The sequence below is a fragment of the Paenibacillus sp. SN-8-1 genome (assembly GCF_050995535.1).
Classification (GTDB): domain Bacteria; phylum Bacillota; class Bacilli; order Paenibacillales; family Paenibacillaceae; genus Fontibacillus.
This window is the reverse complement of sequence record NZ_CP194783.1, coordinates 18,813-37,102: the sequence shown is the minus strand read 5'-3', so window position 1 is coordinate 37,102 and position 18,290 is coordinate 18,813. Positions and strand designations below refer to the sequence as shown.

Sequence of the window (18,290 nt, the reverse complement as noted above, 5' to 3'; positions counted from 1 at the left end):
GGCCCTTTTATTTAAATGGAGGGGATTTATATTGAGGCAAAAAAAGAAATGGATATTTAGTATAGTAGCCGTACTAATATTAGTCGTAATTATAAGCATGTTCTTATTAAACAAAGTTAATTCTCGTGAGAGCGTTTTGGAGAAGATCAGCACAGCAATAGATAATAATGATCCTCAATTGCTTATCTCTTTGATGCCAATTGGAATGCAGTCGTATCCTACAGCGGAAGAATCAGCTAAGTATTTCATTAAAACGGCTAAAAATAATAAGGAAATGACCTTACAGCTCTTAAATGAGACCAACAGAATCAGCGCAGACTTTCCTTATACGGTTGCCTTACAAGGGAAAACACTATTTTTCTTCGATAAGTATGTATTTTTACCAAGTGCTACTAATCTAACACTAAAAAATGTGGACGATGATGTAACCTTAGAGGTGAACGGCAAACATATGAATACTGTCGATTTACAGAAGCCTTTTTTGGCCGGGAGTTATACTTTTGAAGCGATAAAAAAATCTAACTGGACCAACTTAAGAGATACTAAAACAGTTAATGCTGGAGATAAACCCAGTAAGGAGCTTATCTTTAATTTAGATGGGTACCGTCTGGATTTATCGAAAGAATTAAAGGGAGCCGAGATTCTTTTTAAAGGAGAAAAAACAGGAATTAAGGTTGGTGATCCTGAATCAACTCAATTTGGTCCAATTAAGGAAGAGGATTCAATGGAAGTGCAGCTCTTAGCTAGTTTTCCGTGGGGTGAAACTAAAAGCTCACATTATGATAAAATGTACTACACTCTAGGTAGTGGTTCCCATTTTTACTTTAAGCCAGATGAAAAGGCAGCTAATGAATTATACATCAAATTCGCAGAAGAATACGCGCAAGCTAGTGTTAAACAAAGTACAGAACCGTTTAAAAGCACCACTGAAAAATTCAGAGTAGAGCAAGCCAATGAATATACACCCTCGTTGTTTGGTAACCTCAAATATAAACTGATAAAAACTTATTTTAATAAAGAGACACCTAAGATCGTGATTGATAAAGACGGCAATCCAGTTATGAAGATGGAAGGTGTAATTCGTTATAAGCGGCTAAAAACGGATTATTTTCCTGAGAAGGAGGAAGTATTCACTCTAGCTATAAAGTCTTTGTACGATGGTAGTCAGAAGGTTTGGCGCGTCGATGAAGCGAACTTTGGATCTTATGCTTCCCTTCCGGATCAAAATGAAGAAGAAAAATATATAGTGACTTCGACTAATTAATACAAAGACCACTCTGGCTAATCAGAGTGGTCTTTTATATTTTTAGGTGCCCCGGTTGCATCCGCTCCCCGTGCTTGTCAGGTCGCGGATCGTATCGATTTATGTATTTCATTACAACGTCTATCCCTAAGTATTTCTCCATTAAAACCGATGACTCTGCAGCCAAGAAGTTGGTAAGCATACTGAAGTTATGCTGGTACCCTCGGCATAGATACTTGGCCTCGATCCCTTTAGCTGTAAGTTGCTCTTCATATACTTTTATCCCAAGTGTTCGCATCATGCGACGTATCTCTTTTATGTCTGTTTCCACACGCTTGATGGCTTCGTTGATTAATTCAATATAAGGCCGAGGAGTCTTAAAGGTTGCTTCAGCAATACGTTTATCTCGTTCAAAAGCAGTCAGAATGAGGGGGAGTATTAAATATAATTTAACATAGTCAGTGTCTTCAGGAGTGTGGTCGATCGCTGGCATTTTGTCACCTCTAATAAGGAACGTTTGTTCTTATTATAATTAGATTATCGCTGAATATGAAGAATACTTAAAAACTAAGTTTCTTCCTTATTAAAATTATCCTGAGAATGTGTTTAAGGTGATTGATGAAGTGGCAAACAGAGATAAGACAACAGTTGATACAATAGAGAATATGCGTATAGCTGCCCAACCTGTGAAAGACGAATTATTCAGGAGTCAATTAGAGCTTTAAACACAATGTAACTCAGTGGCAACATGACATAGAAGCTGTTTCGGGATTGCCCTGGATGATTTGTTAGCTGTTTGGGCCGAGCTCCGGAAGAAGAAGGAGCAGCTGCTGCACGTCCGGCCGAGGCTAGTTCGTCATTTTTCCAATTTTTTTCCATATTTTTTTTATGGTGCTGCTACATTTCGGCTATTAAATACCTCTATATAATTTTTTACAAAATTATTCGTTACTTTTCTTTTTATTCTATTGTTTATATTATGAGCCTTTTTATGGAAAGGTTTATAATATTAGGGACAGAGGAGAGAGGACGATTTGAAAAAAAAGAAATTGAGTGCCATTGCTCTATCAGTATCATTAGTTGGTTCTCTTATGCTGGCTGGAGTAGCTAGTGCTGCTTCAAATGACTTCACTGGGTGGCCTAAACTCCAAAGTGGTTCTAGCGGTGGGTATGTCAGGGCTTTACAAGCAAATCTATATGCCTTTGGTCAATCTGCCAAAGTAGGAACCATTGATGGAAGTTATGGATCAGGCACAACTTCGGCTGTAAAAGCTTTTCAATCTGGTGAAGGTTTAACTTCTGATGGTATTGTCGGCAGTGGTTCATGGAATAAAATGAGTGAGTATACCACAGTAGAAACCTATAATGGATCGTTCTACCTTTGGACTGGTAAGAGTACAACATATTGGGTAGATTACATCAATCAATCTGGTGGCGGTTTAAAATACTACTTGCGTTATAAGAGTGATAGCAGTTTGGTTGGATCAGGAACAGTCTACTAAAAGGAGGAAATTGATATTATGAAAAAACAACTGTTTATTGCAGGAGTTGTTGGAGTTATTGCTTTAGGTGGTGGTAGCTTCCTTTATCAACAGTCGTTCGCTGCCGAGGGTGAAAAGTCACCAGTACAAGTAACCCAACCAGCTCAAGTACAAGTTCAAGCTAACAATCCATCAGAATTGTTAGTTAAGCCAGATAAACAAGCTGAAGCTCCTCCTGGAGTAGTTGATATTTTAAAAGTTCCTAATGGAGAGAATCTGCTTCCGAAAGCTATCCTGGAATCTTCAAATGGAAAGGCTAAGACAAGCTCTGTAGAAGCTAATTCAGCCGTTACTCCAAGTGAATCTAAAGTATCTGCAAGAAAAACGGAAGAAGGATACATTCTTAGAACAGTGTATCATTTAAGTAATGGCGCTGAAGTAATTTGCAGTCAAGCACCTTCTAAAATTGATCCAGATGCAGGTGTTCAAAAATTACAAGAAGCCTATTCTCAAGAAAAGGTTGAAGTTACAGATATCAATGGTAACGTTGCAGCATATGTAGATGGGGAAAAAAGAAAGGTTGTTCATTTGATTACAAAGAATCACCTTTTCACTGCATCTACAGTAAATGGTACTCTTGATGATTTGTTCAATGTAGTAAAGCAAATCCAAGAATAACATTAGCATTAAAAACAAACTCTCTATTCCATTCCAGGGGAGTTTGTTTTTTTTATTCTTCTAATATCAGTAACTAATAATCACTTACCTTCGTATCAGTAAGGAACTAATTACTGATATTTAGAAATAGTTGTGAATAGTTCCTTACTATAGGAAAATTCATTCCTTACCTTAGTGATTAGTTACTGATCGGATGAGAAACATTCCTTACCTAAGGAATTAATTACTGAAAAAAAAGGAAAAGCAGACCGTCCTTTTGTTGAGAGGATGTCGGTCTACTTTTTCTTAAGCGTCACCTTTATTCAACAGCCAACCGTCTTTAAAGCGGAAAATCGTGTACTAGTGGTGTTAGCCGCACCTTGCTCCCGTACATTGAAACCTGTACTGAACACTTACTTCTGGTGTACGCATGTACTCATTCCAAGCTTGAGGAATAAATGCTGCTAAACGTACTTAACGATTTTTCCCATAAAAAAACCTCCAGTAATTATTTTCTGATAGACACTCTTTTCTCAAAGCTTCCCGGGAATCGAAGATTTTGTGTCCTCACTAATGTAGGTGAATTGAATGTATAAATTACAACCAAAGGCATGAACTTATCTTAGTAGGTGGGGGGGCCAGACCTTAGTATGATTAGGAAAATAAAAAATCCTACCGGCTATGTGCTGGCAGGATCTTTTTTAGTTATATAATAAACTCCGTAAACACCGGACTCCGCAATAGCCCCTTCTTCGTCCAATTTCTCATTTTCACGCGTGCTCGAATCCGCGGCTCCACGTAAACGAAATCGCGATCTTCTCCGGTAATCAGCGGTTTTACTACGCCATAAAACGCCTTCATATGCGTTGGATTAGCGCCAAGCTCGATGATTCCTGCCGGACGTATCTTCGCGCATTTATCTGTTTGCACGGCCGCCAGCCAGCCGAACTCTGCCTTACGGTAACCCGTTATGAATACGTCGGCATACGTCCAGTTGATGATCTTTTGCCATGCACTGTGCCGGCGGCTATAGTAGGCGCTGTCCTTCCGCTTGCCGACTACGCCTTCCATTTTCCGCGCTTGAATCTGCGTAAATAACGCTTCACCGGCGCTTTCTATGAACGGTATAACGCCGAAGTTAGCATTAGGTAGCGATAGCCCTGCGAGTATCTCCTTGCGCTGTATTAGCAGTTCCTTACGGAGGTCCTTGCCCTTATAACTTAAAACGTCAAATACTACGAATGTAACCGGGAGTCTTCCGGTTAATTGCGTAATCATATCGGACTTTTTCGCCTGGAAACGAGACATAACGGATTCAGAATCCGATACGCCTGTCAGAGGATCTACGCAGGCAATTTCGCCGTTCAAAACGACGTCATGCGGAAATTGGGCGCTGGCAATCTCGGGATACTGACGTGTACAGTCGTTGTTATGACGTGTATATAAACGAACTATGCCGTTTTGCTGTGAAAATATTAAACGGTGACCATCGATCTTAGGTTCAAAGATATAACGTGGATCCGAAAATGGGGCAGGAGCCGTTTCTAGTAACATTGGGGATATAAACATAACAAAAACACCTCTATTCCGTTATAGCGCTAGGCAAATCGGATAAAGGCGGTAAGTAATGGGAGTCAATTTTTATTGAAAGGTATTATCCTCGTTACATGTTTGATCTCTTGAACCGGTACCCAAGTGGATCCTGACTGTGCCCATATCTGAACACGTGTGTTATCCAGAGCCCACTTAGGCAATCCGGTTACTTCAGTTCCATCTACAAGCAGTAAAACAACCTTCTGGACACGATTTATAGCTAACACAAGTTCATCTCGATTGTCCCTATTAATCAAATCGCACAGCTCCTTTAGAGATATTATTCTCTATTTGGGGCTATCCTCCTTCTATTCCAAGGAATTAACTATCCAATTGCGCTGAGAGCATTTAGAGGGCTTTAATACTGTCTATTCTTTCAAACTCTTTTTTGCTTGGTTGTAGAGATCATTAACCACAGATGGTATGGAATTGCGATCAAAGAGTAAATTGCGAAAATTAAGCTGAATATCGTTTTATGATCAAACGTTTGGGATTGAATGTAGTTGCCAGCAATGTACACCAATAGAGCCGTCATAAACCACATATTTATTGTACACTGAACCGTGCTTGAATCTTAAAACAACTGGATGACACCAAGCAATTAGGGACAACACGGCTAGAGCCACAAAGAAAATGACGGAGTAGAATAACTTACTCTCCTTTATAAATGGGCAGCCATCCGTGCTGTCCACTTTCAGCAATTGTTACCTCACTTAATGAACCGCGCTGATCGATTATATATGATAAAATAGGCTTAAATCGAAACCAGTTGCTGGGAAGTGCAAAAATATTATGACCTATATTCAAAGGACATTAGACCGCGAGAAAATAAACAATGTGATTGATGACATTATCGTTTCTGGCACTAATAAGCTGCCGTTCTTGGATCTATCAGGAGTCTCATTCGTCGAGCCATATGGTATGGTTCTCCTATTACAGTTAATTGACCGATTCGATATTGGTGAGATCCACTATCCGCGTTCGCGAAGTGCAGCAACCTATCTGGAACGGGCCGGGTTCTTTGACGTTGCCGCTCGCTATACTAACTTGCCCCACGACATTAAAGCACTAAAAAGCCAGGTACCCCGTAATCAAAATAATCAAACCATGCTTACCATTACGCCAATAGAATACCGGCATGATGCGCGTGCAGCTGTCAATATAGTAAACACCCAGACAAGGACAATTCTTGAAAATGAACTTCTATATGACGCCGATGATGTGAATGACTTTATCGTCATACTTTCTGAACTTCTTGGAAATATTCCACGCCATAGTAAGTCCTATGGCTATGTTTGTGCCCAGGTGTATCGGATTCCGCACTCCGAAGTAAAATATGCTTCTGTTTGTATCTCAGATAAGGGAATCGGTATCCGTCGAACCTTTGAAGAAAGTGACTACATTACAATCATGATGCCAGATGATGAGAAGGCACTGAATGTGGCTGTTGTAAAGGAGAGGTCGAGTAAGAAGGATGGTGGCACGGGGTATAAAGGGATCAAAGAAAAAATCAGGAAATTCAATGGAACCTTGTATGTCCGTTCGGGACGAGCAGAAATATTAATCGATCCGGATGGTGATTTCAAAATTACGCCAAGACGGTCATCATTTGTGGGAACTCAAATCGAATTCAAGTTACCACAGCGTTTAGGTTGACAAACTGGGAAGGTTGCTCATATAATAAAAATGACAGGTTTAAACAAATTTTATTTAAAGGGTGGAACCAAATGACCATTGCAATTTCCACCATCGACATTGGAGCGCTCAGCCAGCAAGTGATAGAGGCTACACTCCTGCTGTTTCGAGATGACGGTTCGGAAATTCGCGAGGCGCTTCTGCCGTTAATACTTTCAGCAGAACATGATGTGGTGGCCCTGGATTTTAGTCATGTTCAAGCGATCGATTTTTCCTGCTCGGATGAGATCATAGTTCATGTCCATGAGAACATCGCCCTTTTACAAGGTAAGCGCATTGTGCTAACCAACCTAAGTAGCAACCACAAGGAAAATATCGGTTCCGCTCTGGACAAGAAGAAGCAGGCAGTATGGGTGAAAGAGCCTGAAAAAGCGTTCATCCTTGGCGATAAACTCCCAAAGCATTTAGTGGAGCTGGCCACACTGCTTCATCAAAAAGGCCGGGCGACTGCAAGACAGCTCGCTGATGAGTACGAGGAAGAAATTACGAACTTCAGTGTGAAACTCAAAAAGCTGTACGAGCATGGTTTGGCCACACGTTTTGAGGAAAAGTCTTCGGAAGGTATGCAGTACGTGTATGCAACACCCATCTAAAATTTGGTCTTGCCGAGCGGCAAGACCAAAAAAACAACAGGGTTTAAATGAAATTTGATAAAAGGTTGGTGAGATAGTGGGAAGAGAAAAAAAATACCGCTGTCCTGTCAGAGGACCAACGGTACGATAGATTTGTTTCAATGGTCGCCGCCATTAAAACTCCGCTTGGTAACGTGGTTTTAATGATACCATTGTGTTGGTCTTTCGGCAAGGTTCATTACGCCGGAGGTGAGAGTAATCATGCTTGTTTGTACGCCTTATATTACATTGCGAAACGGGCAGCGTCTCTATGCAAGCCAGAAGGGTTTAGAAGCCTTTTGCTTTGAGGTGACCGAGGAGCAACATCAAAAATACACAAACAAAAAGAAACAACAAACTGAGAGCACAGATAAAAAAGAGACCGAATAGCGTCAACAGATCAATCAATTAGTTAACGGACGCATCCTGTGCGGCACGGAGATATGTTAACGGAAAGGAGACCGGATAATGGCTAAAAACACAGGTCAAGGCTACCGCAAAGGCGCAGTCGACAATCGGAGCCAGTTTCAGGCACCAAACGGAAATTGGGTAAAGAGAAACGCTGACACAGGGCGCTTTATGGACCAAAAAACAACTGGCGATAAATTTAAAGGGGTTCGGAGAGAGAAATAGAGATTACGATTACGGCCCTCCCAAGGGGAGGGGGCCTATTTAAAAGAGAGACATAAGGAGGAAAAAGATTGAATGATATGCAAGACATATTCCAGGGCATCCAATCGACTATGTTGGATGCAGCTATGTCCATCGTCCATGTACTGGGTCTATACTTGGCACTTCCGGCTATCGCCATAATCGCATTGCTTAAACTGGGATTTAGACTCCGAGGATTGTATTTCCAGGTTACAGCTTCTTTGTGCTTAGTTGGGTGTGTTTTTTACTTTGCATATGTTGGACTGCCCAAATTAAGTCAAATCATTCACTAGGTCGGAATGAGGACTCATTCGAGCTGATTTTTGTGGCCTGAGAGTTTTTTTATACGATAAATTAGATTTATGTTACCAAATACAACAAGGGGTACCCGTAACAACTTTATTTCTGACCCGGCCAGCAACTCGTGCCGGGTTTTGTATACACTTTTGCTAACAAAAAATAAAGTTAGTGTTGATTAGGAAAATAAAGACTCTTACCCGGCTATGTGTAGGCAGGGTCTCTTTTTACGTTCAATGCTGCTGCCAGCTCTTTACGGTGTTAAGCGAAGCGTCATATTTCTTTGCGATTCCCTTATATTTCATACCAATCATATAAACTTGTCCGGCTAATTTTTGAAATCTGGATGTTTCCGAAAAATCAAAAGAAAGTGAGTGTTTAAATTGAATTTTAGCAATATTCTTTCCAACATAGACAACTATATCGTAGATAATAATAAAAACCTAACGTGCCACGAATTAGCAAACTTATACCTAGAATTTATTATGTCACTAAAAAGCAAAAATCTAAATTCAAATAACTTAACAGGTTTAACAGAGATTATTTTCTCAAGAGCCTTCTATTACTATAATAAAAGAGCAATTGATTCCGGAATCATAACCGTATCTCATAATATAGACCTAGCAGGACAACAACCCGATCTTGTTGTATTTTTAGATGAGCAGCCAATAGCATCAATTGAAGTCAAATCCAACTTTAGCAACATAAAGCAGGATTGCGAAAGGCACGAAAAAGTATTGAAGAAATACCCTAATATAAATTTACTCACTGTTGCTTTTGAAGTACAGAATCAATCTCATCGAAAAAATATAAATAAGTTAGTTAAAGAGTACTTATTCTATAAAGTATTAATCCTCAATGAATCACAGATGCCTTTTCAGGATGTACTACGGAGATATGGTCTTATATTTTAATAGAACTGATGTTTTGGAAAAAATGAAGCTTATCTTATTTAAAAGTTCGTTTAGCATTGAAACATTTTTTTAAATGGAATTGACTCATGGTGCCTCTTAGATTTAACGATGGAAACAACCGAAACAACCTTATTTGATACATTTACGTTTACAATTACGTATACATATGTGAGAATGTATTTTTTTATAATGTATGTCAAAAAGCATGCTTTTAGGCATAAGCAAAAATAACTTGTTTTATCGTGCCAAAATACCCTAAAATAATTTTAGGCACGTGCCGTTAGTGAACCGTTACTTTTTGGCACGAAAATAGAGGAGGGAGACACTTTGAAGTTAGCATACGGACGTGTTTCCGCAAAAGACCAAAATGAAACCCGGCAACTAATCAAGTTTCGGGAATTAGGTGTTGAGGAACGGTTTATATTTGTAGATAAATTAAGTGGAAAGGATTTTAATCGACCACAGTATCAGGTTATGCGTCAGATGATCCGAGAGGGGGACTTAGTTTACATCGATGCATTAGATCGTCTTGGAAGAGACTATGACGGAATCATAAAGGAGTGGAAATATATTACACGGGAGCTAAATGCAGATATTATCTGTTTGGATAACGAGACTCTATTTAATTCTCAGAGCTTTCGGGTAATGGGTGACTTCGGTAAAGTAATGGAAGATCAGTTCTTAAGTCTACTAGCTTACGTGGCAGAACAAGAACGGAAGAAAAATCGACAACGCCAAGCTGAGGGAATAGAAGTGGCTAAAGCAGAAGGGGTTAAATTTGGTCGCCCTAAGATTGTAATTGATGGAGATTTCACTCAGGTATACCAGGAATGGAAATTAGGCGCGATAACAGCTACTGCAGCAATGCAAAAATTGAATATGAAACATCGAACTTTTTACAGGAGAGTGAAAGAGTATGAGTTAGGATTACAGTAACCGGATGGTGACTAAAATATACTTAGGTGCTACTAAGATCGCTGTCTCCTTATGAAACATTTAACAACATTCTGATTTGCATTTTGTGGTATGTTTATCCTATAACCTTTTGACTTTAAGTAGGACCTAAAACATATAATTATCATAGATTTAGACTTTTTTCTTCTATTATATATGTGTGATACTTGCACATTTAACCAACAAGATTAAGAAATTAAAAAGACACACATTTTTATATCAAAGGAGATTACCCATATTGGCACAATTAACTCAACAAGAACTTGAATCACATCTCTGGAAATCGGCGGATATTTTGCGTGGATCCATTGATTCCAGTGATTATAAAAGCTACATATTTGGACTTCTCTTCATCAAGCGTCTGAGTGATGTATTTCATGAAAGACGGTTCGAATTAATAAAAGAACATGGTGAAGAAATCGGAGAGATCTTGGCGGAAGACCCTGAACAATATCAATTTTTTGTTCCGGTGGAATCACGTTGGGAAGAAATACGAAAAAATGCTGAGGACATTGGATCAGTTATTAATATAGCGTTTGAAACACTAGAAAATGAAAATAAAACGCTGGAAGGTGTATTAACGCCGATTGACTTTAACCGTAAAGAAGTATTGACAGATGAAGTATTGCAACGGTTGTTGCAACACTTCTCAACTATTGATTTAACAAATAGTAATTTGTCTGAACCAGATATGTTGGGTCGTGCATATGAGTACCTGATTGCCCAATTTGCGGATGATGCCGGAAAGAAGGGCGGCGAATTTTATACGCCATCGAAAGTCGTTGAGCTTATCGTAAAACTGATTAAGCCTGAAGAAGGTATGAGAGTCTATGATCCGACTTGTGGATCTGGAGGTATGCTAATTCAGTCCGTAGATTTTGTGCGTGGTAAAGGAGGAAACCCACAGTCACTTTCTCTATATGGTCAGGAGAAAAACTTGAATACATGGAGTATCGCCAAGATGAATCTATTGCTGCATGGATTGCCGGACCACGATATTCGTAAAGGTGATACGATTCGAGATCCTAGATTGGTTGAGGATAACGAGTTGATGCTATTCGATCGTGTAATTGCGAATCCTCCGTTCTCACTAAAAGAGTGGGGACGTGAATCCGCAGACCATGATACGTTTGGTCGTTTCCGCTTTGGGATCCCTCCTAAAAATGCCGGCGACTATGCGTTTGTTCAGCACATGATTGCTTCCCTTAAATATGATGGAGTGGCTGGTGTCGTTATGCCACATGGTGCTCTTTTTCGTAGTGGAGCTGAAGGGAAGATTCGCGAAGGTATTTTAGAGGCTGACTTGATTGAAGCTGTTATTGGACTGCCCTCAGGATTGTTTTACGGAACGGGGATTCCGGCTTGTATTTTGATCTTTAACCGTAATAAACCAGAAGAGCGTAAAGGGAATGTTTTATTTATTGCTGCTGAAGCAGGTTTCCAGGAAGGAAAGAACCAAAATACGCTGCGTGATTCAGATATAAAAAAAATTGTTGATGTTTTTGATACTTATGAGGATATTGAGGGATATGCACGTATTATAGGGATAGAAGAGATCAAAAGTAACAATTATAACTTGAATATAACTCGGTATATTGATAAGTCAGTAGATGAGGAAAAAATCGACATAAGTAGTGTTATAGAGGAAATTAAACATCTTGAAAATGACCATATTGATATTAAAGCAAAACTAAGCGGATATTTAAAAGAGCTAGGATTTGGTGATGTATAATGATTACTAAAGATGAAAGACAAACATTAGATGATAGTGCGACTTGGGACTTGAGTCTAATACCGGATAAATGGGAATTTATAAAATTAGGTGAAACAAGAAAAAGTGATGATCGGTATTCTTTTGCGGGAGGACCATTTGGGTCAGATTTAACAAGTAAAGAATATACAGATTCAGGCGTCCAAATAATTCAGCTTCAAAATATATTAGAAGGTAAATTTAATAATAAATATCGTATCTTCACAACTGAAGAAAAAGCAGATTCTTTAGGTAAGTGTAATATTTATCCTGGTGAGATCGTCATCGCAAAAATGGCTGAACCTGTAGCGAGAGCTTGTATTGTTCCGGAACATGCTCCACGATTCTTAATGGCTTCAGATTCAATTAGGTTATCCCCTGACACTGAGAGATTTGATAAGAAATTTTTAATGTACGCAATTAATGCTCCATACTTTAGAAAGCAAGCTGAAATTAATAGCACAGGTACAACTAGATTACGAATTGGATTAACTAATTTATCCAATCTCCAAATTATGATGCCACCACTAAAAGAACAACAAAAAATCTCCGAAATTCTTTCAACAGCTGATGAGCAAATTGAAAATACTGAACAACTCATTCAAAAAACAAAGGAACTCAAAAAAAGTCTGATGCAACAGCTTCTTACTAAAGGGATTGGACATACAGAATTTAAACAGACTGAATTGGGGGAGATTCCGGTTGCATGGGAGATATGTTTATTGAAAGATATCTCATGTAAGCTTTCGATCGGATTAGTAACTACAATGACTAAATATTATGTAGATAATGGTATACCTTTAATTCGTAATTCCGATATAAAAGAAGGTTATATCTCGAAAAGGCAGATGGTTTATTTAGATGGAGACTTTTCAAATTTACATGAATCAAAAAAGTTATTATTAGATGATATTGTAACAGTCCATACAGGAGATATTGGCACTTCTGCGTTGATAACAAAAGATTTAGTAGGTTGCCATGGTTTTGCAACATTAAATACGCGCGTGAAATCTAATGTAATTCTTCCTGATTATTTAATGCGTTATTTTAATTCAGTTGTAGCAAAACAACAGTTTTATAATTTTAGTACGGGTGATGGAAGAAACAACCTTAACTTAAAGGACTTTGAAAATACTAAAATAGTGGTACCCAATTCATTACAAGAACAACAAAAAATTGCTGAAATCCTTTCAACTGTCGATGAACAAATCGACTCTTATGAAAAAGAAAAAGAAAAGCAAATTGAGCTTAAAAAAGGTCTGATGCAGCAATTACTGACAGGAAAGTTAAGGGTGACGGTGTAAGCCGTCCCTTAATATATAACGCTGGAGGTGAAGCAGATGCGTGATCAGTTAGAGATGACGGAAGTCGAAATGCCGTTAATCCGGCAATTGCAGGGGTATGGTTATACATATTTAACAGGTGAGGAAGTCGATGCACGAAAAGAACGACGTGCCCGTACGAGCCTAGTGTTTGAAAAGAGACTTGCGAAGTCGCTGGAAAAGCTAAATCCGTGGATGACAGCAAGTAATATAGATAAAGTCATCGGCGAATTAACGATGATTACAGAAACAGATAGCTTTGCTGCGAATCAGTTGGTATATGATAAGTTGTTTGGCCATGGTGTAGCGGTACAGCAGGATCTAGGTACGGGTAAGAAGAATCAGACTGTTGTGTTATTTGATTTTGAGCGTCTAAATAATAATGATTTCCTTGTTGTAAATCAGATCAGCTACGTGAATGCTAGCGATACAATTCGTCCGGATGTTGTTTTGTATATTAACGGTCTTCCTCTTGTTGTCATTGAATGCAAAAGCCCGAAACTGAAATGGGATGCACAGTTGCCAGAAGGGGTACGTCAATTTAATCGTTATCAGGAGACTCATCCTAAATTGTTCTGGTACAATCAAATGCTTATTGTTACGAGTCGGGACCGTGCACGTATCGGTACGATCGGATCCCGACCACAGCATTACGGGCTCTGGAAGGATCCATATCCGTTCACTCTTGAAGAAGTGGGTAGTGATCGGCCACAAGATGTCCTTGCAGCAGGTGTATTACGGATAGAAGCAGTCCTGGATCTCATGCGCAACTTCATCGTATATGACGGCAAGGTAAAGAAGCTTGCTCGCTACCAGCAATATCGCGCGGTAAATAAAGCGATTGATCGGATTGTCATGGGAGAACGCCCAGATGATCGTGGTGGTGTGGTTTGGCATACACAAGGGTCAGGAAAATCACTAACAATGGTGTATTTGGCCATGAAACTGCGGCGTGTACCTTCATTAGAAAATCCAATGCTTGTGATCGTGACAGATCGACAGGATCTGGACAATCAAATCACAAAGACTTTTAAAAACTGCAATTTCCCTAATCCTACACAAGCTTCTTCCGTGGCGGATTTAAAAGAACAACTAACAAAGGGCCCGGGAACAACGGTAATGACCCTTATTCAAAAGTTCCAAGGGACGGAAGAAGGTGGGACAGGATTTCCGGTCTTAACGAAGGCAGAAAATATTATTGTAATGACAGATGAATCGCATCGCTCACAATATAAAGGGCTAGCGCTTAATATGCGGAAGGCGTTGCCGAATGCTACACTCATTGCTTTTACCGGTACACCGATCGATAAGAAAAAACGGTCCACAACAGCTAAGTTTGGTGCATATATAGATAAGTATACTATAGAACAAGCGGTAGAAGATGGTGCAACGGTTCCGATCTTGTATGAGTCTCGCCTACCTCAGCTGCAGGTGAAGGGTGAGACGCTGGATGAACTGTTTGAACGCGTATTTTATGAATTTGATGAAGACGGACGCGAAAAGATCAAACAAAAGCATGTGAATGAAGAGTTGATCCTGACAGCACCGGACCGGATGGAACAAATCGCACTAGATATCGTTAAGCATTTTGAGAGTCATATTCTCGTGAATGGTTATAAAGCACAGGTTGTTGCCGTGTCCAGGGTAGCAGCAATGCAATATCAGAAGTTAATCGAAACCTATGCTGCAGGAAAATTTGAATCGGCTGTTATATTCTCGTCCGGGCATAATGATGAAGAGGATCTTCGACTGTATCATATCTCCAAAGAAGAAGAGAAGGCATTGATTGAGCGGTTTAAGCAACCCTATGAGGTAGATAAACTATCTATGCTTATTGTGTGCGATAAGCTTTTAACCGGTTTTGATGCGCCGATTGAACAGGTGATGTACTTAGACCGGCCTCTACGAGAGCATAATTTACTGCAGGCGATTGCACGAACGAATCGGCGTTATGATGAAAATAAGAAGTATGGTTTGATTGTAGACTATTTTGGCGTTTCTAGGTTTTTGGATCAAGCACTGACTATTTTCAGTTCAAGTGATGTACGGGGTGCATTAGAATCAATTGATGAAGAGCTACCACGACTGGAACAGCGAAATCGTACTGTAATGCGCTTTTTTGATGGTCTAACGAAAGATCAGCAGGAAGAAGCAGTGTTACGTCTGAAAGATGAAGATGACCGTGCAGACTTTGATCAAGCTTATAAACGGTTTGCGGCAAGTATGGATAAAGTTATGCCAAGTCCAAAAGCTGAACCACATATGGCCGACCTTAAGTTTGCAGGTTTAATCCGGCAACTCGCAAAATCCAGATTTGCCGTTGACGATGGGCTAGATATTGCAGATTGTGGTGAAAAGGTACGGCAGCTGGTCCATAAATATTTGGAAATGAAGGGTATTGAACTGCGTGATCCCATTCATCTGTTAGACTCTGGATTTAATGAGGAAGTGGAGAAAAACGTACTTCCGGAATCTAAAGCAGCGCAAATGGAACATGCGATTAAAAAAGAGATTAGTGTCAAAATCAAAGAAGACGAGGTTTTTTATACTAAAATTTCCGTCCGATTAGAGGAGCTTCTTAATCGTTTCAAAGAGCGTCAGTTGACGATAGATGAGTTATTGAAGGAATATCAGCAATTGCGCGATGAACTGGTCGAAAAAGAAGCTGGAAAAACGCAGAGTGGTCTATCCAAAGAGCAAGAGCCTTATTTCAATAAGTTCATGGAAATGTATGAGGGGCAGCGTGAAGAGACGGAATTGAAAGATTGGGCAGTGGAAGTCCATCATTACTTTCAAAAGCGTGTCATGTCTATTCCGGATTGGAAGTCTAAACTGGATTTCCGGCGTAAGCTAAATGCAGATCTAAAAATACTATTGCTGAAAAAAACGAAAAGTATGGACGATGCGAATATGCTTACTGGATATTTCTCGGCACTAGCTGAGACGCAATTTTAATATGACTTCAAAAAAGAAGAGCGTAATTGCTCTTCTTTTTACGTACTCCTATACATACAGCTGGCTGCCGTTTATTCTTAACCATTCTTTTCTTTCTTCATAATCCGGCAGCAACATTCGTAGTGTATTCCAGTATTCAGGGGTATGATTCATTTCTTTAAGATGAGCAAGTTCATGTGCGAGCACATAATCCACCATTGAAACCGGGGCAAGAAAAATATGCCAGTTGAGTAGAATGTGTCTATTTCGCGTACAGCTACCCCAGCGTTTCTCCATACTTCTTATCGTAAGATTGCTGGGTACTTCTCCTAGACGTTGGGTGAACCGAGTAATTCGCTTATCTGCGAAGGTCTTTCCTTTTTGTATAATCCAGTCTCTATATAAAGGATATAAATGATCTCGATGTTCGGCCGTGGATACCTGTTCAGGTAAACTGGCTTCAAATTGTCCTTTGAAGAAACGAAACTTTGGAGCAACGATCTTTTCCTGTTGGACCTTTAACCGGTAGTAACGTCCAAGATAGGGTAACTTTTCTCCCGATCGAAACTGAAGAATCCGACGGGTAGCCGTGCTCATTTCTTCAAATTCAGCAAGTTGTTTTAGTACCCAAGGAGCTTTTTTATGTAAGATCTGTCTATAGGTTTTTTCTTCTGTTCCAGTTGGGATCGTAACCATTACCTGACCATCTTCAACAGAAATGCTAAGTGTTTTCCTGTTGCTTGATTCCTGAACACTAAAAGGTATGGTTCTTTTTCCAAATTGAAGAATCTGTTGCATTAAACCACATACTTTCTGTGAATGGATATGGAATGTGAATGATAGTTTATTTTAACACATTGTATATAGATTTGGTCACTAAAACACTTACGTTTATGTGTACGTAAACGTAAGTGTTTTAAAATGTTAGTATACGTACACTGCCGTATAAATTGCAACCTCCCTGGACTGGTTATTCATTCGTGATAGCCATTACATGAAGGGGATAAGCATTTTTCCAAGTCCGAACATGCCATACACCTCTAACACTAGCTTTGCCAATTTGATTGACGTCTAGTCAATAAAAAGTGTAAATTTGGACAATCTATTCGTGGTATAATTAGGTATGGACTTAAAGCGGTGGAGCGATCACGGCGTAGCCTTCCGAAAGGGGGTGCTGCTATGGTCGCACTTGTGGCGCTACTGGATATCCTTAAATGGATTGCAACCATACTAAGCCTTGTGTTTAGTATTCGGAAGCTTTACAGATGGATTAGACGGAAGCTAAACAAGCGAAAACCCACCGCGTAAGGTTGGCGGCCTAACGGTGGGTTTCGCTTAGATTCATTCTTTGCGCGCCGTGGGGTTCGACCACAGCTTTTGTCCTAGAGTCTTTGCCGTTCGCAGCGGCAAAGGCTCTTTTTAATTTATGCCGAAAAGTTTAAGATCTATACTTCTATACTACCACTTGTCCTAAGCTGAATCAATGCGACTCGTTCTTTTTTGTCTTTGTCCACGATACCATAAGCCAAATATGAAAAGGGATCGCAAACAAGGAATAGATCGAGAATAGGAGATTGAAAACCGTCTTATGTTCAAATGTTTGAGCTTGGATGAAATTACAAAGAAGATACAAAAATAACGCTGTTCCAAAAACATATTTGTTGTATGCCGAATCATTCTTTTTGATCCTCAAAATTACGGCGTGGAGCCAAGCGACGAATAATAATGCCGATAACGCGATAACAATGGTCATCATTTCACCCTCCCCTCTAGTTATAGTATACCCTTTCTGCAGTTGGTATTAGACTTAACATGGTGACGGTAAACACTTTTTAGTAATGATGATTATGTTTACGTAAGTGTAAACGTAAATGTATGTACAAACAAATTCGGGCATACTTAGATTGTGTTAGAAGCTCCAAAAGTCATCTTGTTTGATTGTTGGATCGATTTTTCGTAATGCTTGTAGGACTCTCTTCATTGTTCGGCCGCTAGGCATATGATCCGGTTGGTTTGCTAATTTGCTTATCGTATATTTGTTTAGTTTGGTTTCTTGGACTACCCATTCTTGCGTAATCCCTTTTTTGTCGATCCATTTCCCGAAGGGAGTCCGCGTTTTTCCAAGTCCGAACATGACTAATCACCTCTATCACTAGCTTTGCCCAATTGATAGAGTTTTAGACAATAA

The 18,290-nt window shown here is 39.6% G+C and carries 14 protein-coding genes; 11 read left to right on the top strand and 3 right to left on the bottom strand.

The features are described 5' to 3' along the window. The first annotated feature begins 31 nt into the window (after nucleotides 1-31). Entirely contained in the window at nucleotides 32-1,264 is a 1,233-nt protein-coding gene (locus ACRRNK_RS22805) for a TcaA 3rd/4th domain-containing protein (RefSeq protein WP_433946989.1), read from the top strand. Nucleotides 1,265-1,298: 34 nt separating this feature from the next. On the opposite strand, the gene ACRRNK_RS22800 is transcribed toward ACRRNK_RS22805, so the two are convergent. Then, the gene (locus ACRRNK_RS22800; protein ID WP_433946988.1) at nucleotides 1,299-1,736 is read right to left on the bottom strand and encodes a hypothetical protein; all 438 of its coding nucleotides are present in this window, start codon (nucleotides 1,734-1,736) and stop codon (nucleotides 1,299-1,301) included. A 541-nt stretch (nucleotides 1,737-2,277) separates the two neighbouring features. Here ACRRNK_RS22800 and ACRRNK_RS22795 point away from each other — a divergent pair. Together ACRRNK_RS22795 and ACRRNK_RS22790 are read left to right on the top strand one after the other, a co-directional pair. Then, nucleotides 2,278-2,745 (top strand): peptidoglycan-binding domain-containing protein, encoded by a 468-nt coding sequence (locus ACRRNK_RS22795; RefSeq protein ID WP_433946987.1) that lies wholly within the window; start codon nucleotides 2,278-2,280, stop codon nucleotides 2,743-2,745. A gap of 18 nt (nucleotides 2,746-2,763) precedes the next feature. Further along, a complete protein-coding gene (locus ACRRNK_RS22790; RefSeq protein WP_433946986.1) occupies nucleotides 2,764-3,402 on the top strand; it encodes a hypothetical protein in 639 nt (212 codons plus the stop codon). 684 nt (nucleotides 3,403-4,086) lie between these two features. Here the strand turns inward: ACRRNK_RS22790 and ACRRNK_RS22785 are convergent. Next, nucleotides 4,087-4,950, bottom strand: coding sequence for an ATP-dependent DNA ligase (locus ACRRNK_RS22785; RefSeq protein ID WP_433946985.1), 864 nt, complete (start codon nucleotides 4,948-4,950; stop codon nucleotides 4,087-4,089). A gap of 816 nt (nucleotides 4,951-5,766) precedes the next feature. Between ACRRNK_RS22785 and ACRRNK_RS22780 the strand changes: the two genes are divergently transcribed. The 8 genes from ACRRNK_RS22780 (at nucleotide 5,767) to ACRRNK_RS22745 (ending at nucleotide 16,123) form a co-directional block, all read left to right on the top strand. Then, on the top strand, nucleotides 5,767-6,630 hold the full coding sequence (locus ACRRNK_RS22780; RefSeq protein ID WP_433946984.1) for a hypothetical protein: 864 nt from the start codon (nucleotides 5,767-5,769) through the stop codon (nucleotides 6,628-6,630). Nucleotides 6,631-6,701: 71 nt separating this feature from the next. Beyond that, nucleotides 6,702-7,262: a hypothetical protein gene (locus tag ACRRNK_RS22775; RefSeq protein ID WP_433946983.1), complete on the top strand. Its 561-nt coding sequence runs from the start codon at nucleotides 6,702-6,704 to the stop codon at nucleotides 7,260-7,262. Between the two features lie 486 nt (nucleotides 7,263-7,748). After that, nucleotides 7,749-7,913 carry a hypothetical protein gene (locus ACRRNK_RS22770; protein WP_433947044.1) on the top strand — a complete coding sequence of 55 codons (165 nt, stop codon included), beginning with the start codon at nucleotides 7,749-7,751 and terminating at the stop codon, nucleotides 7,911-7,913. Between the two features lie 689 nt (nucleotides 7,914-8,602). After that, nucleotides 8,603-9,142, top strand: coding sequence for a hypothetical protein (locus tag ACRRNK_RS22765; protein WP_433947043.1), 540 nt, complete (start codon nucleotides 8,603-8,605; stop codon nucleotides 9,140-9,142). A gap of 327 nt (nucleotides 9,143-9,469) precedes the next feature. After that, nucleotides 9,470-10,078, top strand: coding sequence for a recombinase family protein (locus ACRRNK_RS22760; protein ID WP_433947042.1), 609 nt, complete (start codon nucleotides 9,470-9,472; stop codon nucleotides 10,076-10,078). A 256-nt stretch (nucleotides 10,079-10,334) separates the two neighbouring features. Beyond that, complete coding sequence (locus ACRRNK_RS22755) at nucleotides 10,335-11,828, top strand: type I restriction-modification system subunit M (RefSeq protein WP_433947041.1); 1,494 nt, start codon at nucleotides 10,335-10,337, stop codon at nucleotides 11,826-11,828. Further along, nucleotides 11,828-13,150, top strand: a complete 1,323-nt coding sequence (locus ACRRNK_RS22750; protein WP_433947040.1) for a restriction endonuclease subunit S — start codon at nucleotides 11,828-11,830, stop codon at nucleotides 13,148-13,150. The genes ACRRNK_RS22755 and ACRRNK_RS22750 overlap by 1 nt, the downstream gene beginning before the upstream one ends. Nucleotides 13,151-13,186: 36 nt before the next feature. Next, entirely contained in the window at nucleotides 13,187-16,123 is a 2,937-nt protein-coding gene (locus ACRRNK_RS22745; protein ID WP_433947039.1) for a type I restriction endonuclease subunit R, read from the top strand. A 48-nt stretch (nucleotides 16,124-16,171) separates the two neighbouring features. Here ACRRNK_RS22745 and ACRRNK_RS22740 read toward each other — a convergent pair whose 3' ends face one another. After that, the gene (locus tag ACRRNK_RS22740) at nucleotides 16,172-16,900 is read right to left on the bottom strand and encodes a M48 family metallopeptidase (protein WP_433947038.1); all 729 of its coding nucleotides are present in this window, start codon (nucleotides 16,898-16,900) and stop codon (nucleotides 16,172-16,174) included. Nucleotides 16,901-18,290 lie beyond the last annotated feature (1,390 nt).